Source organism: Curtobacterium sp. SL109 (assembly GCF_026672405.1).
Classification (GTDB): domain Bacteria; phylum Actinomycetota; class Actinomycetes; order Actinomycetales; family Microbacteriaceae; genus Curtobacterium.
The window spans coordinates 2,938,401-2,964,106 of record NZ_JAPPRB010000002.1; the positions used below are offsets into that span (position 1 = coordinate 2,938,401).

Genomic DNA, 25,706 nt, shown 5'->3' on the forward strand with positions numbered 1-25,706 from the left:
CCGTAGCGTCCCCCTCATGGTCTCCCTCCCAGCCGTCAACGTGCCCGGCCCGCGCCGTGTCATCGGCATCAACCTCGACGCTCCCCTGCCCGAGCTCGTCGCGGACGAGACCGGTGCCTCCGCGCTGGTCATCGGCTACCGCGACGGGTACCCGGTCACCACCCTCGACCTCCTGCTCACCGCGGACCCGGCCGACGCCTCCCGTGCGCTCGCGCCGCTGATCTCCTCCATGGTCGAGGAGGGCGCCTTCGACGACCACGCCCCCGTGTCCGACGACGACCTGCCGACGATCTCCGTCGTGGTCTCCACCGTCGTCGACCGCGTCGAGGACCTCGGGAAGCTGCTCGACGTGCTCGAGCACCTCGACTACCCGCGCCACGAGGTCGTCCTCGTCGACAACCGCGTGAAGCTCCCCGACATCGACGCGCTGCCCGGCATGCTCGAGGGCCGCAACGTCCGTCTGGTCACCGAGCGACGCCCGGGGCTCTCCGCCGGGCGCAACGCCGGTGTGGCCGCCGCGACCGGTGAGGTCATCGCGTTCACCGACGACGACGTCCGCGTCGACCCGCAGTGGCTCCGCGCGATCGGCACCCGGTTCGTCCGCGAGCCCGGCCTCGACGCGGTCACCGGTGTCATCCTGCCCGTCGAGCTGACCACCCCGGCGCAGATCTGGTACGAGGCGTACTACGGCGGCTTCAGCGCCGAGCGCACCTTCGCCCCCGTCACGATCGTCCCCGACGACGTCAAGGGCGCGATGCGGCACGCCCGTGTCTCCGCCGTGCGTCCCGACGGGACCGTCCGGAAGACCTTCGCCGTGTACGGCATCGGTGCGTACGGTGCCGGCGCGAACATGGCGTACCGCCGCTCCCTCATCGACACCGTCGGTGGGTTCGACACCACGCTCGGTGCCGGCTCCCCCGCCCGCGGCGGCGAGGACCTGGCGATGTTCATCGAGACGCTCTGGCGCGGTGGCCGCATCGGCTTCGAGCCGAAGGCCGTCGTGCACCACCGGCACCGCCAGACCGTCGAGGACCTGCACAAGCAGCTCCACGGCAACGGCGTCGGGTTCACCGCGCTCATGTGCGCGCTCGCCGCGAAGGACAAGCGCCACCTGACGGTGCTCGCGCGCCTGATGCCGCTCGCCGCGAAGGTCAAGGCGAAGCAGATGGCGTCGCGGCTCGCCGGTCGTCGTGACGCGGCCGCCGAGACCACGAACGAGGCCTCGACCACGCGCATCCCGCGGTCCCTGGCGTACCACGAGCTCCGCGGCTTCCCGGCCGGTCCCGCCGCCTGGTACCGCAGCCGTCGCCGCTGGCGTGACGTGGAGGCCGGGCGCTTCCGCGCGTAGGGCGCGTGCAGCGCTGCTGCTGCCCCTGCGTAGACCGGCCGACGCCGGGGTCCTCGTGACCCCGGCGTCGTCGTGCATGGGGCGGGCGGTGGCGCTGGGCTGTCGTTCGACGACGACGGTGTCGTTCCGAGTCGAGACCGGCACGGGCGTGACGGCGGGCGCCGCGCGCGTGCGACATCATCGCTGTCGTACGACGTCCACGATGTCGCGCGGCGGGGATCGCGCTGCGGGCCCCTGACGCCAGCGACACCACCGCTGTCGTGCGACGTCGACGATGTCGCGCGGAGTCGATCCGGGCGCATGCTCCGACGTCGCACGAGTCGAACGACGCATGCCGTGTCGGACGATGCACACGCACCACATGCGCCCGCATCAGACGACATCGCACGAGTCGAATGACGCGTGCGCTGTCGGACCATGCGCACGCACCACATGCGCACGCATCAGACGACACCATCGCTGTCGTACGACGACCACGATGTCGTTCCGAGTCGGACCAGCGAGTCAGACCGTCAGCGGACGGACGGACGGACGGACCGCCCCGCGCCTCAGCCCCGCCGCGACCGCAGTCGGCCGAGCAGGTACCGCCACGGCCCGCCGAGCGCCGCGACGAGCTCGACCCGCTTGAGCCCGGCGGTGGCAGCGCGGAACTCCTCGTCCACGGGCCACCCGCCCACGGCGTCCACGGCGGCCGACACCTGGTCGGTCCCGGCACCCTGGCCGAGCGCCCCGAGCTGCTTCAGCGCACCGGTGGCCCGGCGGAACACGGCGAGGGCCGTCGCGGGGCGGAGCATCAGCTTCGTGACCCAGGCGCCGAGCCCGGTGCCGTACCCGAGCGCCTGCGACCGCAGGGCCGCCCGGTCGGAACGGTGCCGGTGCCACACGAAGGCGGAGGGCTCCACGGCGAGCGCCCCGCCCGAGAGCAGCACGCGGGTGAACAGGTCGGGGTCCTCGCCCGCGCGGGACGGGGTCCCCGGGCCGAGGGCGACGTCGAACCCGCCGAGGGCGAGCGCGGGCTCGCGTCGGAGTGACATGTTCGCGCCGGTGCCGAACGCGCCGACGGAGAACGGGAACAGCGGCAGGTCGGCCGGCGGCGTCGCGGTGCGGAACACCCGGCGCTCGAGGTTCCGCGCCCAGGTCACCCGCTCGTCGAAGTACCGCTGCGTGGGGGTCCGCAGCTCGCCGCTCGGCACGAGTCCGGTCACGCAGACGACGTCCGCGTCGCGGGCGAAGGCGTCGGCGACGCCGGCGAGCCAGGACCGGTCGACGACGACGTCGTCGTCGACGAAGGCGACCACGCTGCCGGAGGCGAGGGCGAGACCGGCGTTCCGTGCGCGGGAGACGCCGGGTCGGGCCTCCAGGACGTAGTGGACGCGCGAGTCCGCGAACGACGCGACCACGTCGCGGGTCGCGGTGGTGGACGGGGCGTTGTCGACGACGAAGACCTCGAAGTCGTCGTACGCCGACGCCAGGACGGACTGCACGCAGGTGCGGACGTCGTCGGGACGGTCGCGGGTGCCGATGACGACGGAGACGCGGCCGACCGGCGTGCCGGCGGGGCCGGACGGGAGGCTCGTGGTGCGGAGCGCGTCGAGGGCCGGTCCCAGCTCGGCCAGGTCCACGTCGCCGCTGGCGTCGACGGCCACGTCGACGAAGCCGGCGACCTCGCGGCCGTCACGGACGAGCAGGCGGGCCCGGCGGAAGCCGGCGGCACCGGCGAGCTCGACGGCGGACGCCGCGAGCGCCTCCTGCCGGTCGACGGCGCCGACCCAGGCCGCACCGGCCCACGCCGGGGCGTCGGGCGAGGGCATGGCGGGCGTGATCGTGAGCACACGGGTCGTGGTCGCCTGGGGGTCGGTCATGTCGTCGATGCTCCGGTGGCCGGGGGCGGGGTCAACGCCGCTGGCGGGCGGTTGCGGCGACGGTCGCGGCTCTTGCGGTTTGCCGCTACGTGAGCGGCGTGTTCCCCCTAGAATCAGCGTACGACCCGACGGCAGCACGTCGGGCACGAGGAGGACGCATGCCGCTGGGCCCAACGACCGAGCTCGGCGTCATCAGCACGACCGACGGCACCGACCGCGCGTCCGACGACGCCCCCGTCGTGCTGGACCTGGCGGCCGACACCGCGACCTGCGTCTGCGGCCACCAGCAGGCGGCGCACGAGCACTACCGACGCGGCAGTGACTGCGCGCTGTGCGACTGCCCCCGGTTCCGCAAGAAACGCTGATCACACCCCGGATCGGCGGGTGGGTGCGGGAAACCGCCGCTTCCCCGCAGTCGGCCCCTGATCGCCTTGTCGGCGCGGGAACGCCGCCGTTAGCGTCGCGTCCATGGCCATCTCCCCAGCCGCTCTCGCGTGCATCGTCCTCGCCCATGAGGACCCACGGCACGTGCGCCGACTCGTCGAGGCGCTCGATCCGTTCCCGGTGTTCCTGCACTGCGACGCGCGCACCCCGGAGTCCGTCTTCCGGGAGATGACGGACGGCCTGCCCGACCGTGTCCGGGTGCTGCCCCGGATCCGCACCGGGTGGGCGAAGTGGGAGAACGTCGCCGCCGAGGTCGCCGGGTACCGTGCGGCACTCGCCGAGACGGACGCCTCGCACGTCGCGCTCCTGACCGGGAGCGACTACCCGCTGGCGAACGCGTCGGAGATCCGGGACCTGCTCGCGGCGCACCCCGAGGAGTCGTTCGTCGACGCCCGCCCGCTGCCGCACCCCGCGTGGGGTCGGGACGGCGGGACCTCGCGGATCCGCTTCCCGCACTGGGCGTGGCGCAAGCACATGCTCCGCGTGCCGCTGCCGCGCCGGGTCCCGCGTGACGTGGTCTTCGCCGGTGGTTCGCAGCTCAAGGTCCTCGCCAGGCACCACGCCGAGGCCGTCGTCGAGGTCGTCGACAGCCGTCCGGACCTGGTCCGGTTCTGGAAGCGCGTGTGGATCGCGGACGAGACCTTCGTGCCGTCGGTGCTGCGCTCCCCCGCCCTCGTGCCGGACTTCGCCGACGAGCACGTCCCGCACGCCCTCTGGTGGATCGGGTGGGACGGCACCGCGCAGAAGAGCCCGCCGTGGCTGACCACCGCCGACGCCGGGCGCCTGCTCGAGCGTCGGACGGAGCCGGGCGAACAGCCCCAGCACGTGTTCGCGCGGAAGTTCTCCACCGCCGTGAGCTCCGACCTGCTCGACGTCGTCGACGCCGCGTTCGACCTGCGCACCGCGGCCGCCCGCGAGGTGGTCGCACCGTGAGCGCCCCCAGACCCGCCGCGAAGCCCGCGCCGCCCGCGACGCCGCCGCCGGCACCCCCACCACTGCTGCACCGACCGCTGCCCCGGCACCCGGTGCCGCCGCTGCTCCTGCCCCCGGCGCCACCGCGACCGGCACCATCACCGTCCCGGACCTCGCTCCCACCGAGGACGCGACGGCGTCCCTCGACACGGGCAGCGTCGCCGTCCGCAAGGGCGCGTCGGTCCTGTTCGGCCGCGGCCTGCTGTACGTCGTCGTCTGGTCGATGCAGCTCGTCGTCTCCTCGCTCATCTCCCCCGTGCTGGCGCACCTCATGCCGCCCGCGGAGTTCGGCGTGCTGGCGTCCGCGATCGCTCTGTACCAGGCGCTCGTCGTCCTCGCGGTGATGGGCATCGACCAGGCGTCGGTGCTCCAGCGCGCCGAGGACGGTGCCGACACCCGTGCCCGCGGGCTGCTCGCCGTCGGCATGATCACGGCGAGCATCGTCACGGTCATCGCCCTGACGACCATCCCGCTCTGGGGCGACGCCGCCGGGTTCATCGGCAACCACCCGCTGCTCCTCGTCGCCGTGCTGTGGACCGGCCCCGCGGCGATCGTGCAGATCTCCCTCGCGCTCCTCGTCGCGCAGGACCGCATCAAGGTCTTCGCCGTGACGAGCCTCCTCTCCTCCATCGGCGGCTCGATCATCGGGCTCGGGCTGCTCACCTTCGTGCGCGCCGACGCCACCACCTACGCGTGGGGCGGCGTCGTCGCGCAGGGCGCGGCCATGGTCATCGGCATCGCGGCGACGAAGCCGCGCCTGGCCGGGCTCCTGGACCGGAAGACGACCGCCAGGGCGTTCCGCCTCGGCATCCCGATCGCCCTCGGCAGCCTGTCCTACTTCGTGCTGAACGCCGGGGACCGCCTCGTCGTGCAGCGGCTGCTCGGCCCGGACGAGGTCGCCCGCTACCAGATCGCCTACGTCGTCGGGTCGGCCGTCATCCTCCTGCTGACCTTCACGAACCAGGCCTGGGCGCCGCACTTCGCCGCCCTCCGGGACGGCGTCGCCCGTCGGCAGCTCGCGATGCACTCCCGCGACGAGCTGTACAAGCTCCTCGCCCCCGTGCTCCTCGCCGTGACCCTGGTGTCGCCGGTGGCGCTGCCGATCCTGGCGCCGGCCTCCTACCGCGTGCAGGACCTCACCGTCGTGGTGTTCGTCGTCGCCATCACCGCCTTCCCGGTCGTCGCGAGCGGTGCCACCGGCAGGCTCCTGCTGGTCGAGCGCCGCGGTGTCGCCGTCGGGGTGATCGGTGCCATCGCCGGCGCCGTGAACATCGGCGCCAACCTGCTCCTGGTGCCGGTCCTCGGCATCGCCGGGGCAGGCGTCGCCACCGTCGTGGCGTACGCCGGGCTCGCCGCCATGCAGCAGTGGGCGCTGTCCGACCGCCGTGAGTGGCGTGGCCCGCAGCTCCGCGTGGTCCTCGTCGTCCTCGGGTCCCTCCTCGTCGCCGGCATCTCGGTGTTCGTGCCGCAGGACCTGTTCTGGAACTGCGTCCGGGTCGCCGGTGTCCTCGCCTGCATGCCCTGGTTCTTCCGCCGCCTGCGCGCGGCTCGCGGCGGTGTCGCATGAGCCACCGCGGCATCGACCGTCGGCGTCCGCGCCGACGGCACCAGACCACCGCGACGCGTCCCCCACGGGTCGGCGTCGTGACGAACGGCCTCGCGATCACGGGCGGTGTGGAACGCTGCGTCCTCGAGGACACCCGCGACCTCGTCGCCGCCGGCCTCGACGTCGAGGTCTGGCACCGCCCCGCGCTCACCGGTCCCGCCGACGCCGGCCGTGCACCCTACGACCGTCTCGGCGTCCGCCTGCACCGTGCGAGCGACTACCGCTTCACGCTGCGGTCCGCGTTCGGTGACGCCGTCCGCTTCGTCCGCCAGGGCCTCGCACTGCGCCGGGCCCGCCTCGACGTGCTCTGGCTGAACCGGCCGGAGTTCCTGCCGTGGGGTCGGCTGGTCTCGACGGTCGCCCGCGTCCCGCTCGTGGTCCACCTGCACCACGCACCGAACTACGCACGCCTCGGGCTGCTGGCCGGCGGACGCACCGAGTACCTCGCGGTCTCGCACGCGATGGCGCGTGCCTGGGCCGCAGCCGGTGTGCCGCCGCAGCGCATCACGGTCGTCCCGAACGGGGTCGACACCGACGCCTTCCCCGCGTCGACGCCGACGCAGGTGCACGCCGCCCGCGTGGCGCTCGGCATCGACGACGCCACGCCCACGGTCCTGTACTACGGACGGCTCACCCCGTCCAAGGGCGTGCTCGCCCTGCTCGAGGCCTGGGGCCGCGTCCTCGCCGCGGCCTCCGACCGCCTGCCCGTGACGACCGTCACGAGCGGCTCTAGCGGCTCGAGCAGCTCCAGCAGCTCCAGCGCCCCGCGCCTAGAGCCCCTCCTGGTGCTCGCCGGCGCGCTCTACCCCGCCGACGCCCCCGCCGTGCAGCGGGCGATCGACGCGCTCCCCGACGGCTCGGTCCTCGTGCTGCCCGAGCGGGACGACGTCGTCCCGCTCCTGCACGCGGCCGACCTGGTCGTCGTGCCCTCGATCGAGCCGGAGGGCTTCGGCCGCGTCGTCGTCGAGGCCATGTCCGCCGGACGCCCGGTCGTCGCGGCCGCCTCCGGTGGGACCGGCGAGATCCTCGCGGGCGAGTGGGCACGGTTCACCGTCGACCCCGAGGACACCGCGGCGCTCGCGAAGAAGGTGCTCGACGTCCTCGACGAGGCCGTGCACGACCCCTCCCTCGGCGCACGGTGCCGCGAGTGGGTCCGTGAGCACTACGGCCCCGAGCCGCACCTGACCGGGCTGCTCCGCGCGCTCCGGGCCCACGGACGCCGCTGACGCGAGCCCGACGCACGACACAGTCAGGTGGCCGGTCCCGTCGGGGCCGGCCACCTCGTCGTGTCGCCACCACACGACGGACGGGAGGCTCGGTGCCAGCTGGCACCGAGCCTCCCGTCCGTGACGCGGTGACCGCTCAGCCGGCCGCCGGCTGCGTCGGCAGTGTCGCCTCCGGCGCCGCACCGTCGGCCGGGACGTCGATCGTCATCCAGTCGATGAGCAGGGACCCGTCGGCGTCGGCCGGTGGGTTGCCGTCGTTGGAGCCCGCCTGGATGACGAGGTGCATCCGCGCCGTCGGGATGTTCTCCGTGGTGGAGCCGACGACCTCGTCGTCGATGAGGAACGACATCCGCGTCGGTGTCCACTCGATCGTGTAGGTGTGCCAGTCGGCCAGGGACGCCCCGGTCTCGAGGTGGACGCACTTCTCGGCAGGGTCGGCGAGGCAGTGCACGTTCAGCCAGGCCGGCGCGCCGAGCGCACCCTCGGGGAAGTCGATCTCGCCGTCCGACCAGACGTTCTGGTCGCTCCAGAGGAGCATCGCGACGCCGTACCCGGCGACCTCGTCGCTCCGCATGCGCACGGTGTAGCGGCCGGAGGTCTGGCCGCCCCACTGGCCGTCGATGAGCGGGACGACGCCGCCGGCGAGCGGTGTGCCGGCCTTCGTGGTGCGGAGCCGCATGTCGAGCATGCCGTCGTGAGCCGTGAGCACGTCGGCCTGGTAGCGGCCGGTCCCCGCGGTGTCCGCGAAGCCGTGGTAGACGGAGAACCGGTCGGCGTACGTGCCCTCGAAGGCGCCGGTGGGCGTGGTGTCGGCGAAGTCCTCGGAGAACACGCGGTTCCACCCGTCACCGTCGGTGGTCGGCATCGTCACTCCGCTCGGGTCGTGGCTGTCCTGGTCGGCGGTGCTCGTCACCGACGCGGCGACGACACCGGCGACCAGCACCAGGGCGCCGACGCCGAGCGCCAGACGCCGGGCGCCGCGACCGTGTGTCGGGCGGTGCGTCGGGCGGTGGCGTGCGAGCCCCTCACCGTGGGCCGGTGCGGCTCCGTGCGCCGCGGCGGCGTCGTCGTCGACCGGTGGGTCGTCGAGTGACGTGTCCGTCACCGGACTCCCCACGCGCGGATCTCCGAGAGCCCGACGTTCGTGGTGCTGTTCGACACCCCGGTCGTGGTGAAGCGGACCCACTTGACGTTCCGTGCGCTGAAGTCGACCGTCAGGGCCGAGCCGTCGTCCGGCAGGGAACCAACCTGCACCTGGCTGCCGTCCGAGAACGTCAGGGTGCCGCTCGTGATCCGGTCGGACAGGTTCGGCCGGTCGTTCAGGACGATGCGCTGCAGGGAGACCGACGACGACCAGTCGAGCTGGAACCAGACGCCGGTGCGGCCCCACGGTGCGACCCACTCGGCGGCCGAGTTCTTCGGGTAGCCGGACACGATGCCGTCGACGCCCTTGGCGACGGTCTGGCCGTCGGCGGGGTTGTCCCACGCGGCGGTCGGGGTCGCGCTGCCGGTGATGTCGGCGGACGTCGGCGTGGGCGTCGGGGTGGGTGTCGCGGTGGGCGTCCCCGTCGGCGTCGCGGTGGGGGTCGACGTCGGGGTCGCGGTGGGCGTCGAGGTCGGGGTCGACGTGGGGGTCGGTGTCGGCGTCGGGCTCGGCGTGGACGACGTGGCCGGACCGTAGACGCGGATCTCGGAGAGGCCGACGTTCCGGGTGCTGCCGCTGACGGCCGTGACCGTGAACCGGGCCCACGTGACCTTCCTGGCCGTGAACGCCAGGCGGGTCACGGCGCCGCCGTTGTCGAGCGTCGGGACGGTCAGGCTCGAGCCGTCGGAGAACGTGAGGGTGCCGCCGGTGACCTGGTCGTCGGCGTTGGGACGGTCGGCCAGGTCGACCTCGCCGATGGTCGTCGCGCCGGACCAGCCGAGCTGGATCCAGGTGCCGACACCGCCCCACGGGACCGCCCACTCGGCGGTCGGGGCGTCGGGGTAGCCGCTGAAGACGCCGTCGACGGCCTTCTTCGCCGTCTGCCCGTCGGCCGCGTTCTCGCCGCTGGCCGTGACGGTGGCCGTGCCGGTGACGTCGGTGCCGCGGGTCGGGCTCGTCGGCTCGGTCGGCGTGGTGCCTCCCGGGTTCGTGGGGTTGCCGGGGGTCGTCGGGACGCTCGAACCGGCGGTGTACTGGCGGCTCAGCCACGAGCCCTCCGGCTTCGAGGAGCAGGCCTGCCACGAGGCGCAGGTCTCCCCGTCGTGGGCGGCGTACGTGTAGAACACGGCGCCCTTGGCGTCGGTCTGCGCCTGGGTGAGGTTCGACGGACGGTTCGCGATCGGGTACCCCATGTACCCGGTGAAGGCGTGCGTGCCGGTGTACTGCTTCTGCACCTGGTCGGTCAGGTAGCCGATCGTGTGGTGGTCGCTGTGGTCCCCGTCGCCGTAGCCGCCCACGTGGTCGAGGGTGTGGACGTCGGTCGGGGCGAAGTCCTGCATGACCCCGAGCAGCGTGGCCTTGAGCTGCGGCAGGGTGTACGTCGTGGGCTGGGCCGCTCCGGTGAGCGTGTGCATCGTCGTGATGCCGCCCTGGTACAGCTTCTGCAGGCTCTCGCTGCCGTCGGCGGCGAAGCCGGAGCCGTCGACGTTGCCGTCGGGCAGCTCCAGGAAGACCAGGCTCAGACGCGGGTTCGTGGTGAGCGTCGCGGTGCGGAGCGTCTTGCCGCCGGCGGTGAGCGTGCCGGACGCCCACTGCGGGGCGACGCCGGCCAGGTTCGCGTACGCGGCCATCAGGCCGTCCTCGCGACCCTGCCAGTACCAGGCGGGCTTGCCGGCGTCGCCGCCGGTCACGACGACGGAGCGCACGCAGCGCCCGGCGTCGACGTCCGTGCGGAGCGCGGTGCCGTCGAAGAGCAGGTCGTCGTCGGCGTGGGCCACGACGGTCAGCACACGGCCGGCGCTGCAGTCGGCCGCGCCGCTCGCCGTGGTGCCGGTCGCCCGGGTGACCGCTGCCGTGCCGTACGTGGTCGAGCCGGACGTCGTCGACGCTGACGACGTCCTGGTCGCACCGGTCCACGCGTTCGCGGCCACGGGGCCGACCACCAGGCCGACGACGGCGACCGCGGCGACGAGGACGGCCGCGACGGGCGCGGCGATCCCTCGCCGAGCCCGTCGGTGCCTGGCCCTACTCGGCGCCATGACGCAGTCCCGCCGGGGTCAGCTGGTACATCGCGGTGGTGCCGGAGGACCAGACGCGCTCCCAGTACGGGGACTTCTCCATCGCCGCGCCGAGCTGCTGGTAGTCGGCGTCGCTCTGGTACCCGTAGCGCTCGTCGTAGGCGCCGAAGGGCTCCGCCACCAGGGCGTAGTACTTCGTGGCCGGCCAGGTGCTGACGAGGTCCCGGGTCATCTTCGACACGTCAGCGGTGGCGTCGTACGAGCCGGTCGGGTCCGGGTACGCCCCGAGGACCTCCCGCGACAGGTAGTTGACGTCGAAGTACCGGGAGCCGGTGTTGCTCGGCACGGCGTTCGCGGAGCCCGTCAGGAGCATCAGGGAGCCCTTCGGTGCCGTCCGGTCGTAGAGCTGCGTCGCCTCGGACTGGCTGCGCGTCGGGACGCGGTTCCAGTCGAGCGCGGTCTGGCCGAACGCCCCGACCGCGACGAGCGCCGCGACCCCGGCGGCCGCCACCGCGTACTTGACGGCGGTCGGACGCATCGAGCGTTCCACCAGACGTCCCGACCAGGCGAGGCGGCCGGCCGGAGCCGGGAGCGCCGCGGCGAGGATCGCGATCCACGGGGTGGCGAACAGGACGACGCGGAAGATGCCCTCCTGGCCGTAGTTCGTGGCGACGAGCAGGGAGATCGGGCTCGCCGCTGCGGCCAGCAGGCCCCAGTGCAGCCGGTCCCGACGGAGCAGGACGGTGAGGAGCGCGATCAGCCCGAGCACGATGAGCGCGGCGGCCGGGATGTCGAACGCCAGGCGGGTGACGAGTGGCTTCGGGAGGACCGTCATGTCGTGCGACGGGGGCTGCACGTTGTCGAGCACCCGGCCGACGGCGGCGAGCGACAGGAACTTGCCGAGGACGTCGTCGTTGAGCAGCGCGAACACCACGGCGGGGACGAGGACCACGACCGGCAGCCACCACGGACGGAGCAGGCGGAAGACGACCAGGGTGACGAGCGCCGCGACCGTCAGGTACGGCGAGATCTGGTGCGTCACGGCGAGGACGATCGCGATGCCGCCGATCGCGATGAGCCGGGACAGCCCGACCTTGCGGGCACGCAGCGTCTCCACGGGCTCGCCGTCGGGTCCGGTCAGGACCGCGGTGCGGAGCTGGCCGGTGGCGAGCACCAGGATCACGACCGACATCAGGATGCCGGTGGACTGCGGGGAGAAGTACGTCGTGTTCAGCGAACCGGTCATCGCGGTCAGGAACGCGGCGATCCACGGGCGACGGGCACCGGGCAGCCAGCTGGCTGCGAGGACGCCGACGGCGATCGTGGTGGTGAACGCCAGGAGCACGGGGAACCACGCGGCGATGAGCATCGTGTTGACGATGCCGCCGACGTCGGCGACCCAGGCACCGGCGGCGAAGAGCCCCGACCAGGTCTGGAAGATGTCGGCGGTCGGGTTCGTGCCGCCGAACCGACGGATGTACTCGAGGACGCCGATGTGGCGCGCTGCCGCGGTCACGGTCGGCATGCCGTACGTGATCGCCTGGGCGAGCTGGACGACGCCGCCGAGGACCACGACGGGCACGGCCACGCCACGCCCACGGACGAGCGCCACGACGGCCGCCGCGACGATCACCAGCAGCCCGATGGCCAGTCCCGGGCCGAGCGAGCCGAACAGGCCGGCCGGGACGGGGTCGCCGACGTGCGTGAGTGCGGAGACGACCACGATCGCCAGGCCGACGAGCGTCAGCGTGGTGACCGTCGCCGTGGTGCCCCAGCGGGCGCGGAGGGTGCCCTCGGGAGTGGCGAGGCGGCTGCGGCGGAGGTCGGCGACGTCGCGCGGGACGGCGATCGCGAGGGCGAGGGCCGTCAGCACCGTGACGCCGACGAACGGCACGACGGGTGCCCAGATGTGGAACGTCGCCATCGTGTACCCGATGCCGATCGTGCCGACGAGCGACGCGGTGACGGCGAACGCCGCGAACCGGGCCAGCGGCATCGGACGGACGAGCAGCAGCGGGGCGACCCCGAGCAGTGCGAAGAGGTAGACGGCGATGGCGCTGGCGCGCAGCACCGGCAGCCCGGCGAGGGTGCCGATCGCGGCGAGGAGCAGCGTCGCCAGGACGATGCCGGCGGCGACGAGGCGCGCGATGGGGCCCATGGCACCGTTCTCGGTGGTCCGTGCGGGACCGGCCGTGCTCAGGCCGCGCTCCAGTTCGTGACGACCGCGGGCGGTGCGGTCGATCGTGCCGGCGCCTCCGAGGCGTTCGCGGAGCGCGAGGAACGGTGCGGTGAGCACGGAGCGTCGCTCGACACCGCGCAGGCGGTGCTTCGTCGCGCGGAACTCCGCGTCGACGGCGTCCGCCGGCACGGCGCCGGTGTCGGCGTCCGGCTCGACACCCGTCGCACGGCGTGCGAGCGCGCCGAGGTCGGAGGCGTGGTCACCCTGCTCGAGACCGAGCCGCGCGAAGGCGCTGACGGCCCCGGGCGCGGCGTCGACCGACGCGGTGAGCGTCTCCCGGTCGAAGGCGTTCTTGGTCATCCATGCTCCGAGTCCGTGGCCGTGCGCCGCAGCTGCCGCACGGAGCGACGCGACGTCGTCCGCTGAGCGCTGCCAGACGATGGCGGCCGGTTCGACGGCGATCGCGGAGCCCGCGAACAGCAGTCGGGTGAAGAGGTCGAGGTCGTCGCCACCGCCGACGCGGGTCCCCGGACCGAAGGCGGTGTCGAACCCACCCATCCGGAGGACGGTCGCGCGGTGCACGGCGAGGTTGCCGCCGGTGCCGTAGGCAGAGGCCGCGAAGGGGTGGAGCGGGCCGTCGTCCTGCTCGTCGTCGCGACGGATGACCCGGCGGCGGACGGTGCGGGCGGCCGGTGTGCGGTCGTCGTGCCAGCGCTGCGCGGGGGTGCGCAGCTCGGCGCTCGGGACGAGCCCGGTGACGCAGGCCACGTCGGCGTCGGCGGCGAAGGCGGCGGTGACGGCCGAGAGCCATCCCTCGTCCACGATCGCGCCCTCGTCGAGGAACGCGACGACCTCACCGGTCGCGGCGAGGAGTCCGGCGTTGCGGGCGGCGGCGAGGCCACCCGTCGGCGCGGCGATCGTGGTGACGCGGCGACCGTCGATGGTGACGACCGTGGCGTCCCCGGCCTCGGCCGCGTGGGAGACGACGAGCACGTCGAAGTCGTCGTGGCGCACCGCGAGCAGCGAGCGCATCGTCTGGTCGGCGGCGCCGTCGGTGCAGAGCACCACGGTGACGGACGGCAGCACCTGGTCTGCTGCCGGCCGTGTCACGGGTGCGGACATCGGGCGGATCGCGCGCTGGAGCGTGCGGACGTCGATCGTCGCGCCGATGCGTCGGCGTTCGGTGACCTCCGTCTCGACGAAGCCGAGCGGCTCGCCGTGGTCACGCACGAGGAGCCGTGCGCGCCGGTAGCCCTCGGCCCCGCGGAGCGCGATGACGTCCCGGTGGCTCGAGGCGTGCACGTCGGCACGGTCGACCTCGCCCACCCACACGGCGCCGTCCCACGTCGGGAACAGCGGCCCTTGGACGACCGGCGAGATGACCATCGCCAGGGTGGAACGGGTCACGGTGCACCGACGGTCTGCGGCGCCGTGACCGGGGCGGCCGGCGACACGACGACGCCACCGAGGACCCGACCGACGGCGTAGCCGGTGATCGTCGACGCCACGGACAGGGCGATCGCGAACGCACGGGTCCCACCGCCGCGTCCGAGCCCACCGAGTTCCCGCAGCAGCGCGCCGGGGAGCACCTTCGTCAGGTACGTCGACTCGCTCGAGAGGGAGTCGCCCGTGCCGACACGACGGCTGAGGACGGCCTTGGAGATGCCCTCGTAGTAGCTGCGACGACGGACGTAGCGCATCTCGACCCGGTCCGGGGACACACGGTGCGAGACGTTGGAGCGCGGTTCGTAGCGGATGCGGGAGGACGGCTTCGCCTGGGCGATGCGGATGCAGAGCTCCGTCTCCTCGCAGCCGAGCGGCTGGTTGCCGACGCGGCCGATGCCGGAGCGGAACCCACCGGCGGCGAGCAGCACGTCGCGACGGAAGGCCATGCTCGACCCGATGACGTTGCGCACGTCGCCGGCCGCGGTGGGCAGACCGGCGTAGCTGCAGCCGACGATCCAGAGCAGCTCGGCGGGGTACGGGCCGGCACCGGTCGTGGTGGGCCAGGACGGCGTGGCACGGCCGCCGACGCCGACGACGTCGGGGAGCTCGAGCGCTGCGACGAGGTGCTGCAGCCAGTCGGCGTCCGCCGTGGCGTCGTCGTCGAGGAACGCGACGACGTCGGCGTCCGTCAGGGCGACACCGGTGTTGCGGGCCCCGGACAGGCCGCGGTCCTCGGAGTTCTCGACGACGCGCAGCTCGGGCCAGCGGGCCTTCGCGCGGAGGTACAGCTCGGGCTCGTGGTCGATCACGACGACGACCTCGGTCGCCTCGGGCTGGCGCTTGGCCGACTCGACGGAGTCCTGCAGGTCGCCCCAGCGCTGCTGGGTGTACGCGCAGATGACGACCGCGACGGTCGGGGCGCTCACGCCGCTTCCTCGTCGAGCGCCGGCACGGCGGTCGGCACGGCGCGGGTGATGGGAGCCATGCGCGCGCGGGTCTGGGCAGCGGTGGCCCGACGACGCTCGTGCATGATCGACTTCAGGACGCGGATGCCGTCCGTGATGGCGTTGAGGTTGCTGGTGCCGTGCACGCGGAGCTTCTCGTGGCTCGGGACCTCGGAGATGACCAGGTCCGCGGCGGACCAGCGGCAGGTGAGGATGGTCTCGATCTCGAAGCCGTCGCCCCAGAGCATCGAGCCGTCGGTCGGCTTCGGCAGCGTCGAGGACAGCAGGCCGATCTTCGGCAGCGTGTCGGCCCAGAAGGCGTTGTAGCCGTAGCAGAGGTCCGTGTAGCGCGCCCCGAGCAGGACGTTGCTGACGACGTTCAGGCCACGGTTGCCCAGGCTTCGGACGATCGTGATGTCGTCGCTGCCGCCACCGAGGGCGTAGCGGGTGCCCTTCGCGACGTCAGCGCCGGCGACGAGGGCGTCGACGAAGCGCGGGATCTCGTCGGGGTCGGCGGAGCAGTCGGCGTCGAACATGACGACGACGTCGCCGGTGACGGCTTCGAAACCGCAGACCAGGGCGTTGCCCTTGCCCTTGCGGGTCTGCTGCACGACCTTGATCGACGGCATCAGGCGCTGGGCGGTGGCGATCGTGTCGTCGACCGAGTTGCCGTCGACGAGGATCACCTCGTACACGGGCGGGAGCTTCGGGAGGATGATCTCGAGGTTCCTCGCTTCGTTCCGAGCGGGGATGACGACTGAGACGCGGGGGTCTCGGGGTCGGGAGGTGCTGGCGGACATGGTGCTCCTGTCGGGTTCAGGGGGCATACGGATGAGTTCGTGGGAAGCGAACGGTCGTCCGTGGGTGACGGAGGACGAGACGCTGAGACGTCGGCGACGATGCCTGCGGAGTCGAGTGCCCCCGCCTGGTGGTCAGGAACGGGGGTACGCCGTTCCCTGGTGATTCCCACCATCGCGGCGGCGGAGGTGAGGGTCAATGCGATGTGCGGTCCCTTGCGGACCACCGAGTGCGGATACGGAAACCCGCAACGGCCCGCGGGGCGCGGGGCGCGACCAACGGACTGGAGGCTCGTGGCGGCGCCGCCACGAGCCTCCAGTCCGCGCTGTGTGGGCCCTAGGACCGCGCGTCAGCCGGCGCGAGCGCCTCGCGGAGCACCGCCGCCAGTTCGGCCACGTGCGGCTCGCGCAGGAGCGAGCTGTGCTCGCTCTGGATGCGCACGGTGCGCGTGTCCCCGCGCAGGACGGCGGACCAGCCCTGCACGTCGGGGTTGCCGTCCGCCAGGACGAACGTCGACCGCCCGTGGTACGGCGTGGCCGTGTGCCGTCGGGTGACGAGCTCCGCCTGGTCGAAGAAGGCGTCGAAGTCCTTCTGCCCGCCGAAGCGCAGCACGCCCGCACCGTACGCCCGCAGGCGGCGACCGAACAGGCCGCCCCACGGCAGGCCGGACGGCATGATGCGCTTGGTGACCCGGTCGAGCCCGCGCTTGACGGTCCGCACTGTCGTGTTCTGGGGCTCCCGCTGCTCGATCCGTCCGAAGTGCAGCTGCGCGCTCTCGGAGCGGGTGCGCGGCAGGTAGGTGTCGAGCAGGGCGACGTGGTCGACCTGCTCCCCCGCCTCCGTCAGCATCGTCGCGACCTCGAGCGCGATGAGCCCGCCGAGGGAGTGGCCGACCAGCAGGTACGGGCCGTGCGGCTGCACGATGCGCATCAGGGCGATGTAGCGACGGGCGGCGCGGGCGATGCTCCAGTCCGGCAGGCCGCGACGCTCGATGCCGTGCTGCTGCAGGGCGTAGACGTCGTGGTCGGGCAGGTACCGGGACAGCGGCAGGAACGTGAGCGCGAGGGCCCCGCCACCGGACAGGCAGAACACCGGCGGGTGGCCGGGGTTCCTGGCCCCGGCGACCTTGACGATGTCGGGGTGGCTCGGCAGGGCGCTGGCGCCGGATCGGACGTGCCGGGCGAACGAGCGCAGCGTCGGGTGCTCGAGCAGCTCCGAGGCGCGGAGGTCGACGCCGAGGCGCTGCTGCACGATCGCGAGCATCTCCTCGGCGGACAGCGAGTCACCGCCGAGCGCGGAGAAGTCCTCGTCGAGGTGCACGCCGCGGAGGCCGAGGACCTCGGCCCAGATCTGGCCGACGACGAGCTCCCACTGGTCGTACTCGCCCTCCACCATCTCGACCTCGATCGCCGGCGCGCTCGGCAGCTCCGTCCGGTCGACCTTGCCGCGCTCGGTGCGGGGCAGTGCGGGCATCGGGACGATCGTCGCGGGCACCATGTACTCGGGCAGGACGTCGCGGAGCGCTCGGCGGATCGCGGCGGGCGACGGGGTACGACGTCCGGGACGGCCCACGACGTAGGCGACCAGTCGGGTCACGGCGGGCGGTTCGACGAGCGCGGTGACGGCCACGTCGTGGACGTCCTCGAGCCCGCGGATGGCGGCCTCGATCTCGCTCGGTTCGACGAGGTACCCGCGCACCTTGACGGCGTCGTCGGCACGGCCGAGCAGCACGATGCAGCCGTCGGGCTCCATGCGGGCCAGGTCGCCCTGCCGCCAGGTCGGGACGCCGTCGGCGCTGACGCCGGCGTGCTCCGCGGTCTTCTCGGGCGCACCCCAGTAGCCGGCGGTCAGGCCCGCGGACTCGACGAGCATCTGACCGGCCTCCCCCACGGGTGCCGGGGTGCCGTCCTCGCGGACGATCGTCACGTGCTTGTTCGGCAGCGCGTAGCCGGCGGGGACGACACCGGACGGGGCGACGTCACCGGGGGCCACGGGGAAGAACGCGACACAGCCCATCTCGCTCGCGCCGAGCGCGTTCCACACCGTCGTGGTGTCGCTGAGGACGGGACGAGCGGCCACGACGTCGGAGCCGCTGATGGCCTCGCCGCTCGTGACGACGACGCGGAGCGCCTTCGTCGCGGCGATGCGGGTCTCCTGGCCGGGGCCCTGCAGGACCCGGTCCTGCGTCACGCTCGACACGATCGAGCGGAGCAGGTGCGGGGTGCACACGAGGACGTTGACGTCCTCGGCGGACATCCGCTCGAGGACCCGGTCCGTGCCGAGGTCGCGGGGGTCGAGGAGCACGACCGCGCCGCCGTTGAGCAGGGTGCTGAAGCCGAACAGGAAGCCGGCGGCGAACGACAGCGGCATCACGAGCGCCAGCCGGTCGCCGGGGGCGGTGCCGATCGCGACGGCGTCCTGCTCGACGTTGTCGAGCTGCTGCTGGTGGGTGATCGCGACGCCCTTCGGCATCCCGGTGGAGCCGGAGGTGAACGCGAGCACGAGGGGGTCGCTCGCGCCGGGGCGGCCCGCGGCCGTGGTCGTGCTGGTGGTCGTGGTCGTGCTGGTGGTCGTGGTCGGTGTCGTGGTCATGGTGAGGGACCCGTCGTCGCTCACGGAGGTCGTGGCGATCGGGGCGACGGTCGTGTCGCCCGTGGACTCCGGCCGGCCGGCCTCGGCGTCGGCCAGCAGCGTGTGCAGGTCGTGGACCACGCCGTCGGCGCCGAGCACGGCAGCAGCCGCAGCCGAGCGGTCGCCGTCGGCGAGCACCTCGGTGACCCCGGCCAGCTCCACGACGTGGCGCAGGCGGGCGGCGGGGAGGTGGTCGTCGAGGACCACCACGAGGCGCTCGGCCATGACGAGCGCGAGGATCCCGACGACCGCCTCGGTGGTCTGACCCGCCATCACGCCGATCGGCACCGGGGCGCCACCCGGGGTCGGGCCCGTGCCGGTGCCGGTGTGGTCGTCCGGGCGCAGGCGTTCCCCGAGGTGGAGCGCGAGCGAACGAGCCAGCCCGTCCGCCTGCACGAAGCTCAGCTGCCGACCCTCGCCCGCGAGTGCCGGTGCGTCCGGGTGTGCTGCCACGACCCGCGCCCAGCGGTCCACGACGGAGTGGTCCGCGGCGGCGGGGACGGCAGCGGTGTACGCCCAGGGGTGTCGGGTCTCGGGTGCTGTTGTCGTCAAGGAGGTGCCCTCAGGGATCGTCAGGAGACCGGTCGCTCCGGCTCACTCCAACGGACACTAGGTCGGATCGTCACCCTCGTTCCAGGGGTACCGAGGCCCGTGCGGACATCCTGCGGTTCTGCGCATCGCTGCGGTCGTGCCAGAACGGCCTTCGGAACAGCGCAGAACGGGCTGCGAGATCGCGCAGACTCGGGCGCCGTGACGGAGGCGACCGGTCGCTCGGAGGATCTGGCGGCAGAAACGCGAACAGCCCCCGGGAGACCCGGGGGCTGTTCGTCAGTCTGGCTGGGGTACCTGGACTCGAACCAAGAACGACGGTACCAGAAACCGCTGTGTTGCCAATTACACCATACCCCAAGAGGCCTGTCGGCCTCGCGCCCCGTTGTCCGGGGCACGGTCATCTACTGTACATGATCCCGGAGGTCCGTGAGACCACCGACGAGGTCGCGGTGCACCGCGGCGGCCGTCGTCGCGCCGTGGCCCGCCGCGACGATGAGCTGCTCGGGTCCGGGCGGCGTGACGTCCCCCACCGCGTAGAGCCCGGGCACGCTGGTCCGGCCTGCCCGGTCGACGACCACCAGGCCCTCGGCGTCGCGGTCGAGCGCGGCGTCGACCCAGTCGAGGTCGACGTGCCACGTGGGCCGGACGAAACCCCCGTGCGCGGCTCCACGTGCCCGTCTGCGAGCCGGACACCCGTCATCCCGGACCGGTCCCCCTCGAGGTCGGCCACGGGACGCTCCTCGACGCGCACGCCCGCAGCGGCCAGTCGCGCACGGCCGTCGGCGTCGAGCGGCGCGACGCCGTTCGTGAACACCACGAGGTCGTCCGTCCACGAGGCGATGAGCAGGGCGCGGTCCACCAGGTCGGGCGTCTCGCAGATGAAGGCCAGCGGCTGCCCGGCCTTGTCGTACCCGTCGCACTCGACACAGCTGTGCATCGCGCTGCCGTAGAAGGCGCGGAGGGACGGCAGCGCCGGGAACTCCTCGCGGAGCCCCGTGGCGACGACCACCGTGCGTGCCACCGCGTCGACCTCGGCGCCACGCCACGTGCCGTGCAACCGCCACCCCGCGTCGTCGGGGTGCACCCGGTCGACGATCGCCTGCACGACCGTCGCCTCGGGGTACTGCTCGACCTCGGTGCGACCGAGCTTGCGCAGCTCGAGCGGCGAGATGCCGTCACGCGTCAGGAACCCGTGCGACCGGAGCGTGGCGGCGTTGCGCGGCCGGTTGGCGTCGACCAGCAGCACGGTCCGTTTCGCCCGGACCAGGTTCAGCGCGGCGCTGAGCCCGGCCGGACCGGCACCGATCACCGCGACGTCGTGGACCGTCTGCCCGTCCTCGTCCATGCCGTGGGCGTCGTCTCAGCGGGCCGCGAGGGCGCGCAGACGGGCGAGCGTGGAGTCCTTGCCGAGGATCTCCATCGACTCGAACAGCGGGGGGCTGATCCGGCGACCGGAGACCGCGACGCGCAGCGGTCCGAACGCCACGCGCGGCTTGAGCCCGAGGCCGTCGATGAGTGCCGTGCGGAGCGCTGCCTCGATCGGCTCGGTGCGCCAGTCCTCGACGCCCTCGAGCGCGGCGGTGCTCGCCTGCAGGACCTCGGTCGGGTCGCCCTTGAGGCTCGCGAGCGCGTCGTCCTCGACGACCAGGTCGGCGTCGGCGGTGAAGAGGAACCCGAGCATGCCCGGCGCCTCCCCCAACAGCTGCATGCGTTCCTGCACGAGCGGCGCCGCCAGCTCGAGGACACGCTCCTGCTCGGGCGTCGCCGGCTCGCTGAGGAAGTCGGTCAGGTAGGGCTTCAGACGGTCACGGAAGTCGGCCGGGTCGAGCAGCCGGATGTGGTCACCGTTGATGGCCTCGGCCTTCTTGTGGTCGAAGCGTGCCGGGTTCGGGTTGACGTCGGCGACGTCGAAGGCCTGCACCATCTCGTCGATGGAGAACACGTCCCGGTCGGGACCGATCGACCAGCCGAGCAGCGCCAGGTAGTTCATGAGCCCCTCGGGGATCATGCCGGCAGCGCGGTGGTGGAACAGGTTCGACTCGGGGTCGCGCTTGGAGAGCTTCTTGTTGCCCTCCCCCATCACGAACGGCAGGTGCCCGAACACCGGGATGAAGCCGGTCAGGCCGATCTCGTACAGGGCCTCGTACAGGGCGATCTGTCGCGGCGTCGACGACAGCAGGTCCTCACCACGGAGCACGTGGGTGATGCCCATCAGTGCGTCGTCGAGGGGGTTCGTGAACGTGTAGAGCGGCTTGCCGTTCGGACGCACCACCACGAAGTCGGGGAACGTCCCCTGCTTGAACGTGATCTCCCCGCGGACCAGGTCCTGGAAGCTCAGGTCGCGGTCCGGCACCCGGAGTCGCAGCGCCGGCGCACGGCCCTGGTCGCGGAACGCCTGACGCTCCTCGTCGGTGAGGTCGCGCTCGTGGTTGTCGTACCCCTGCTTCGGGTCACGGCCGGCAGCGACGTTGCGGGCCTCCATCTCCTCGGGCGTGACGAACGACTCGTACACGTGCCCGGAGGCCTGGAGCTTCGCGATGACGTCCTGGTAGACGTCCGTGCGCTCCGACTGCCGGTACGGCCCGTGGGGTCCACCGACCTCGACGCCTTCGTCCCAGTCCAGCCGGAGCCACCGCAGCGCGTCGATGAGCTGCTCGTAGGACTCTTCGCTGTCCCGCGCGGCGTCGGTGTCCTCGATGCGGAAGACGAGCTTGCCGCCGGTGTGCCGGGCGTAGGCCCAGTTGAACAAGGCCGTCCGCACGAGTCCGACGTGCGGGGTGCCTGTCGGGGACGGGCAGAAACGGACGCGGACATCGGAGCCGGTGGCGGTGGTGAAAGGCGCAGTCATGACGCTTCCGATCCTACCCGCCGAACGCAGAAAACCCCTGACCATGAATGGTCAGGGGTTCCCTGGTGTTGCAAAGTAAGTCCGGCGGCGTCCTACTCTCCCACAAGGTCCCCCTTGCAGTACCATCGGCGCTGAGAGGCTTAGCTTCCGGGTTCGGAATGTGACCGGGCGTTTCCCTCTCGCTATGACCACCGGAACACCATCGACCAGATCCTGGTCTCAGACTGCTCCGCCGTAGCGGTGTATTCAGTTTGATTCCCGATCATCTGTCGGGAACCACAAAGTGGACGCGAGCCCCCACACGAGGTGGGGAAATAGTTGGTGTCAAGTCTTCGGCTTATTAGTACCGGTCAGCTCCACGGGTCGTTAGTCCCCGCTTCCACATCCGGCCTATCAACCCAGTAATCTGCTGGGAGCCTCTCACACTCAAGGTGCATGGAAATCTCATCTCGAAGACGGCTTCCCGCTTAGATGCTTTCAGCGGTTATCCGGTCCGAACGTAGCTAATCAGCGGTGCCCTTGGCAGAACAACTGACACACCAGAGGTTCGTCCATCCCGGTCCTCTCGTACTAGGGATAGATCTTCTCAAATTTCCAACGCGCGCAGCGGATAGGGACCGAACTGTCTCACGACGTTCTAAACCCAGCTCGCGTACCGCTTTAATGGGCGAACAGCCCAACCCTTGGGACCTACTCCAGCCCCAGGATGCGACGAGCCGACATCGAGGTGCCAAACCATGCCGTCGATATGGACTCTTGGGCAAGATCAGCCTGTTATCCCCGAGGTACCTTTTATCCGTTGAGCGACAGCGCTTCCACAAGCCACTGCCGGATCACTAGTCCCGACTTTCGTCCCTGCTCGACCTGTCAGTCTCACAGTCAAGCTCCCTTGTGCACTTACACTCGCCACCTGATTGCCAACCAGGTTGAGGGAACCTTTGGGCGCCTCCGTTACTCTTTAGGAGGCAACCGCCCCAGTTAAACTACCCATCAGGCACTGTCCATGAACCCGATCAGGGTCCTACGTTAGACATCCAAAGTGACCAGAGTGGTATTTCAACAATGACTCCACGAACACTAGCGTGCCCGCTTCACAGTCTCCCACCTATCCTACACAAGCCACTCCGAACACCAATACCAAACTGTAGTAAAGGTCACGGGGTCTTTCCGTCCTGCTGCGCGTAACGAGCATCTTTACTCGTAGTGCAATTTCGCCGAGTTCACGGTTGAGACAGCTGGGAAGTCGTTACGCCATTCGTGCAGGTCGGAACTTACCCGACAAGGAATTTCGCTACCTTAGGATGGTTATAGTTACCACCGCCGTTTACTGGGGCTTAAATTCAGAGCTTCGCCCAAAGGCTAACCCCTCCTCTTAACCTTCCAGCACCGGGCAGGCGTCAGTCCGTATACATCGTCTTGCGACTTCGCACGGACCTGTGTTTTTAGTAAACAGTCGCTTCCCACTGGTCTCTGCGGCCTTCAACGCTCACGGAGTAAATCCGGTCACGCGTCCGGCCCCCCTTCTCCCGAAGTTACGGGGGCATTTTGCCGAGTTCCTTAACCATGATTATCTCGATCTCCTTGGTATTCTCTACCTGACCACCTGAGTCGGTTTCGGGTACGGGCGGCTGCAACCTCGCGTCGATGCTTTTCTCGGCAGCATAGGATCACTGATTTCCCCTCACGGGTACGCGTCGGATCTCAGGCATACAGACGACGGATTTGCCTATCGTCAGCCCTACATCCTTACACCAGGATCACCTTACGGATACCATCGCCTGGCTCAGCTACCTTCCTGCGTCACACCTGTTCATACGCTAACCGCACCAGCATGGGGTCGAGCGTTAGACCGGCCACCATCACCCCGAAGGGATCCGGTTGATCCGGGTTAGGACTCTTAGCACCACTGGATTAGCTTGGGCGGTTGTTCGCCGGTACGGGAATATCAACCCGTTGTCCATCGACTACGCCTGTCGGCCTCGCCTTAGGTCCCGACTTACCCAGGGCGGATTAACCTGGCCCTGGAACCCTTGGTCTTTCGGAGGACGGGTTTCTCACCCGTCTTTCGCTACTCATGCCTGCATTCTCACTCGTGTAGCGTCCACGGCTGGATCACTCCGCCGCTTCACTCGCCACACGACGCTCTCCTACCACTCCGCACGACTGAACCACGAAGGCTTGTCTATAGTGCGAAATCTACAACTTCGGTGGTGTGCTTGAGCCCCGTTACATTGTCGGCGCGGAATCACTTGACCAGTGAGCTATTACGCACTCTTTCAAGGGTGGCTGCTTCTAAGCCAACCTCCTGGTTGTCTGTGCAACTCCACATCCTTTCCCACTTAGCACACGCTTAGGGACCTTAGTTGGTAGTCTGGGTTGTTTCCCTCTCGACGATGAAGCTTATCCCCCACCGTCTCACTGCTGCGCTCTCACTCACCGGCATTCGGAGTTTGGCTGACGTCAGTAACCTGTTGAGGCCCATCGGCCATCCAGTAGCTCTACCTCCGGCGAGAAACACGCAACGCTGCACCTAAATGCATTTCGGAGAGAACCAGCTATCACGAAGTTTGATTGGCCTTTCACCCCTATCCACAGCTCATCCCCTCCATTTTCAACTGAAGTGGGTTCGGTCCTCCACGACGTCTTACCGTCGCTTCAACCTGGCCATGGATAGATCACTTCGCTTCGGGTCTAGGACATGCGACTGAATCGCCCTATTCAGACTCGCTTTCGCTACGGCTGCCCCACACGGGTTAACCTCGCCACATATCACTAACTCGCAGGCTCATTCTTCAAAAGGCACGCCGTCACCCCTACTAAGGAGGCTCCGACGGTTTGTAAGCAAACGGTTTCAGGTACTATTTCACTCCCCTCCCGGGGTACTTTTCACCTTTCCCTCACGGTACTTGTCCGCTATCGGTCATCTGGGAGTATTTAGGCTTATCAGGTGGTCCTGACAGATTCACACGGGATTTCTCGGGCCCCGTGCTACTTGGGATACACATCCGGCCATAACACCATTTCGTCTACGGGGCTGGCACCCACTACGGCCCGGCTTTCAAACCGGTTCGACTATGATGCGCTGTAACCGTCCCAGTCCGGCAGAACTGAGTGACGTGTCCCACAACCCCGACCATGCAACGCCCGCCGGCTATCACACATGATCGGTTTAGCCTCATCCGCTTTCGCTCGCCACTACTCACGGAATCACATGTTGTTTTCTCTTCCTGTGGGTACTGAGATGTTTCACTTCCCCACGTTCCCTCTACCCGCCCTATATATTCAGGCGGGAGTCACCAGGTCGCAAAACGCCTGGCGGGGTTTCCCCATTCGGAAATCCTCGGATCAAAGCTCGATTATCAGCTCCCCGAGGCTTATCGCAGATTTCTACGTCCTTCTTCGGCTCCAGATGCCAAGGCATCCACCGTTTGCTCTTAGAAACTTGACCACAAAGATTAAAATTGCGATCCAACGTCACAAGCCACACACGAACCGAGAAGGCCCGTGCTGCTCATCACGCGAATCTAAAGATGCTCGCGTCCACTGTGTAGTTCTCAACATACGATCGGCACCACACTCCCCCAGAGGTAACCCTCCAGCTTCATGCGGCCCAACGAAGGACCCGTAGGCCCAACCCCCACCGTGCCGTAGGTCCACACCTCCCGAATCGGAAGACGCGACCCACACC

At 70.4% G+C, this 25,706-nt stretch carries 14 protein-coding genes, 1 tRNA gene, 2 rRNA genes and 1 pseudogene; 5 read left to right on the plus strand and 13 right to left on the minus strand.

Going from position 1 to position 25,706, the window contains the following annotated elements:
* Nucleotides 1-16: 16 nt before the first annotated feature.
* Nucleotides 17-1,348, plus strand: coding sequence for a glycosyltransferase (locus tag OVA28_RS15410; RefSeq protein ID WP_268097564.1), 1,332 nt, complete (start codon nt 17-19; stop codon nt 1,346-1,348).
* A gap of 548 nt (nt 1,349-1,896) precedes the next feature.
* On the opposite strand, the gene OVA28_RS15415 is transcribed toward OVA28_RS15410, so the two are convergent.
* Nucleotides 1,897-3,210 (minus strand): glycosyltransferase family 2 protein, encoded by a 1,314-nt coding sequence (locus OVA28_RS15415; protein ID WP_268097565.1) that lies wholly within the window; start codon nt 3,208-3,210, stop codon nt 1,897-1,899.
* 158 nt (nt 3,211-3,368) lie between these two features.
* Here OVA28_RS15415 and OVA28_RS15420 point away from each other — a divergent pair, with 158 nt between their 5' ends.
* From OVA28_RS15420 to OVA28_RS15435, 4 genes are all read left to right on the plus strand, one after another.
* On the plus strand, nt 3,369-3,575 hold the full coding sequence (locus OVA28_RS15420; protein WP_268097566.1) for a hypothetical protein: 207 nt from the start codon (nt 3,369-3,371) through the stop codon (nt 3,573-3,575).
* A gap of 103 nt (nt 3,576-3,678) precedes the next feature.
* Nucleotides 3,679-4,587 (plus strand): beta-1,6-N-acetylglucosaminyltransferase, encoded by a 909-nt coding sequence (locus OVA28_RS15425; protein WP_268097567.1) that lies wholly within the window; start codon nt 3,679-3,681, stop codon nt 4,585-4,587.
* Between the two features lie 262 nt (nt 4,588-4,849).
* Entirely contained in the window at nt 4,850-6,193 is a 1,344-nt protein-coding gene (locus tag OVA28_RS15430) for a lipopolysaccharide biosynthesis protein (protein ID WP_228504876.1), read from the plus strand.
* The gene (locus OVA28_RS15435; RefSeq protein ID WP_268097568.1) at nt 6,190-7,458 is read left to right on the plus strand and encodes a glycosyltransferase family 4 protein; all 1,269 of its coding nucleotides are present in this window, start codon (nt 6,190-6,192) and stop codon (nt 7,456-7,458) included. Before OVA28_RS15430 ends, OVA28_RS15435 begins: the two co-directional genes overlap by 4 nt.
* Before the next feature lie 136 nt (nt 7,459-7,594).
* Here the strand turns inward: OVA28_RS15435 and OVA28_RS15440 are convergent, their stop codons facing one another.
* The 12 genes and pseudogenes from OVA28_RS15440 to OVA28_RS15490 form a co-directional block, all read right to left on the minus strand.
* On the minus strand, nt 7,595-8,563 hold the full coding sequence (locus OVA28_RS15440) for a glycoside hydrolase family 16 protein (RefSeq protein WP_194660208.1): 969 nt from the start codon (nt 8,561-8,563) through the stop codon (nt 7,595-7,597).
* Nucleotides 8,560-10,641 (minus strand): DUF7402 domain-containing protein, encoded by a 2,082-nt coding sequence (locus OVA28_RS15445; protein WP_268097569.1) that lies wholly within the window; start codon nt 10,639-10,641, stop codon nt 8,560-8,562. Before OVA28_RS15445 ends, OVA28_RS15440 begins: the two co-directional genes overlap by 4 nt.
* Nucleotides 10,628-14,206, minus strand: coding sequence for a glycosyltransferase (locus OVA28_RS15450; RefSeq protein ID WP_268097571.1), 3,579 nt, complete (start codon nt 14,204-14,206; stop codon nt 10,628-10,630). Before OVA28_RS15450 ends, OVA28_RS15445 begins: the two co-directional genes overlap by 14 nt.
* A complete protein-coding gene (locus OVA28_RS15455) occupies nt 14,203-15,171 on the minus strand; it encodes a glycosyltransferase family 2 protein (protein ID WP_194660205.1) in 969 nt (322 codons plus the stop codon). The genes OVA28_RS15450 and OVA28_RS15455 overlap by 4 nt, the downstream gene beginning before the upstream one ends.
* Nucleotides 15,168-15,989 carry a glycosyltransferase family 2 protein gene (locus OVA28_RS15460; RefSeq protein WP_194660204.1) on the minus strand — a complete coding sequence of 274 codons (822 nt, stop codon included), beginning with the start codon at nt 15,987-15,989 and terminating at the stop codon, nt 15,168-15,170. Before OVA28_RS15460 ends, OVA28_RS15455 begins: the two co-directional genes overlap by 4 nt.
* 334 nt (nt 15,990-16,323) lie before the next feature.
* Nucleotides 16,324-19,170, minus strand: a complete 2,847-nt coding sequence (locus OVA28_RS15465; RefSeq protein WP_268097572.1) for a non-ribosomal peptide synthetase — start codon at nt 19,168-19,170, stop codon at nt 16,324-16,326.
* Nucleotides 19,171-19,452: 282 nt separating this feature from the next.
* Nucleotides 19,453-19,527, minus strand: a tRNA-Gln gene (locus OVA28_RS15470).
* A 44-nt stretch (nt 19,528-19,571) separates the two neighbouring features.
* Nucleotides 19,572-20,234 (minus strand): FAD-dependent oxidoreductase, encoded by a 663-nt coding sequence (locus tag OVA28_RS15475; protein ID WP_326493771.1) that lies wholly within the window; start codon nt 20,232-20,234, stop codon nt 19,572-19,574.
* A pseudogene (locus OVA28_RS19155) lies at nt 20,120-20,515 on the minus strand (NAD(P)/FAD-dependent oxidoreductase); the annotation flags it as partial. The gene OVA28_RS15475 and the pseudogene OVA28_RS19155, both read right to left, overlap by 115 nt.
* A 15-nt stretch (nt 20,516-20,530) precedes the next feature.
* Nucleotides 20,531-22,018: a glutamate--tRNA ligase gene (gene gltX / locus OVA28_RS15480; RefSeq protein ID WP_194660201.1), complete on the minus strand. Its 1,488-nt coding sequence runs from the start codon at nt 22,016-22,018 to the stop codon at nt 20,531-20,533.
* Between the two features lie 79 nt (nt 22,019-22,097).
* Nucleotides 22,098-22,214, minus strand: a 5S ribosomal RNA gene (rrf, locus tag OVA28_RS15485).
* 124 nt (nt 22,215-22,338) lie between these two features.
* Nucleotides 22,339-25,466: ribosomal RNA gene (locus OVA28_RS15490) — 23S ribosomal RNA — on the minus strand.
* Nucleotides 25,467-25,706 lie beyond the last annotated feature (240 nt).

What these genes read in the sequence shown, in the direction of transcription:
- OVA28_RS15445 (WP_268097569.1), bottom strand. Translation starts at nt 10,641, where the DNA reads ATGGCGCCGAGTAGGGCCAGGCACCGACGGGCTCGGCGAGGGATCGCC.
- OVA28_RS15435 (WP_268097568.1), top strand. Translation starts at nt 6,190, where the DNA reads ATGAGCCACCGCGGCATCGACCGTCGGCGTCCGCGCCGACGGCACCAG.
- gltX (WP_194660201.1), bottom strand. Translation starts at nt 22,018, where the DNA reads ATGACTGCGCCTTTCACCACCGCCACCGGCTCCGATGTCCGCGTCCGT.
- OVA28_RS15460 (WP_194660204.1), bottom strand. Translation starts at nt 15,989, where the DNA reads ATGTCCGCCAGCACCTCCCGACCCCGAGACCCCCGCGTCTCAGTCGTC.
- OVA28_RS15425 (WP_268097567.1), top strand. Translation starts at nt 3,679, where the DNA reads ATGGCCATCTCCCCAGCCGCTCTCGCGTGCATCGTCCTCGCCCATGAG.
- OVA28_RS15430 (WP_228504876.1), top strand. Translation starts at nt 4,850, where the DNA reads ATGCAGCTCGTCGTCTCCTCGCTCATCTCCCCCGTGCTGGCGCACCTC.
- OVA28_RS15415 (WP_268097565.1), bottom strand. Translation starts at nt 3,210, where the DNA reads ATGACCGACCCCCAGGCGACCACGACCCGTGTGCTCACGATCACGCCC.
- OVA28_RS15410 (WP_268097564.1), top strand. Translation starts at nt 17, where the DNA reads ATGGTCTCCCTCCCAGCCGTCAACGTGCCCGGCCCGCGCCGTGTCATC.
- OVA28_RS15420 (WP_268097566.1), top strand. Translation starts at nt 3,369, where the DNA reads ATGCCGCTGGGCCCAACGACCGAGCTCGGCGTCATCAGCACGACCGAC.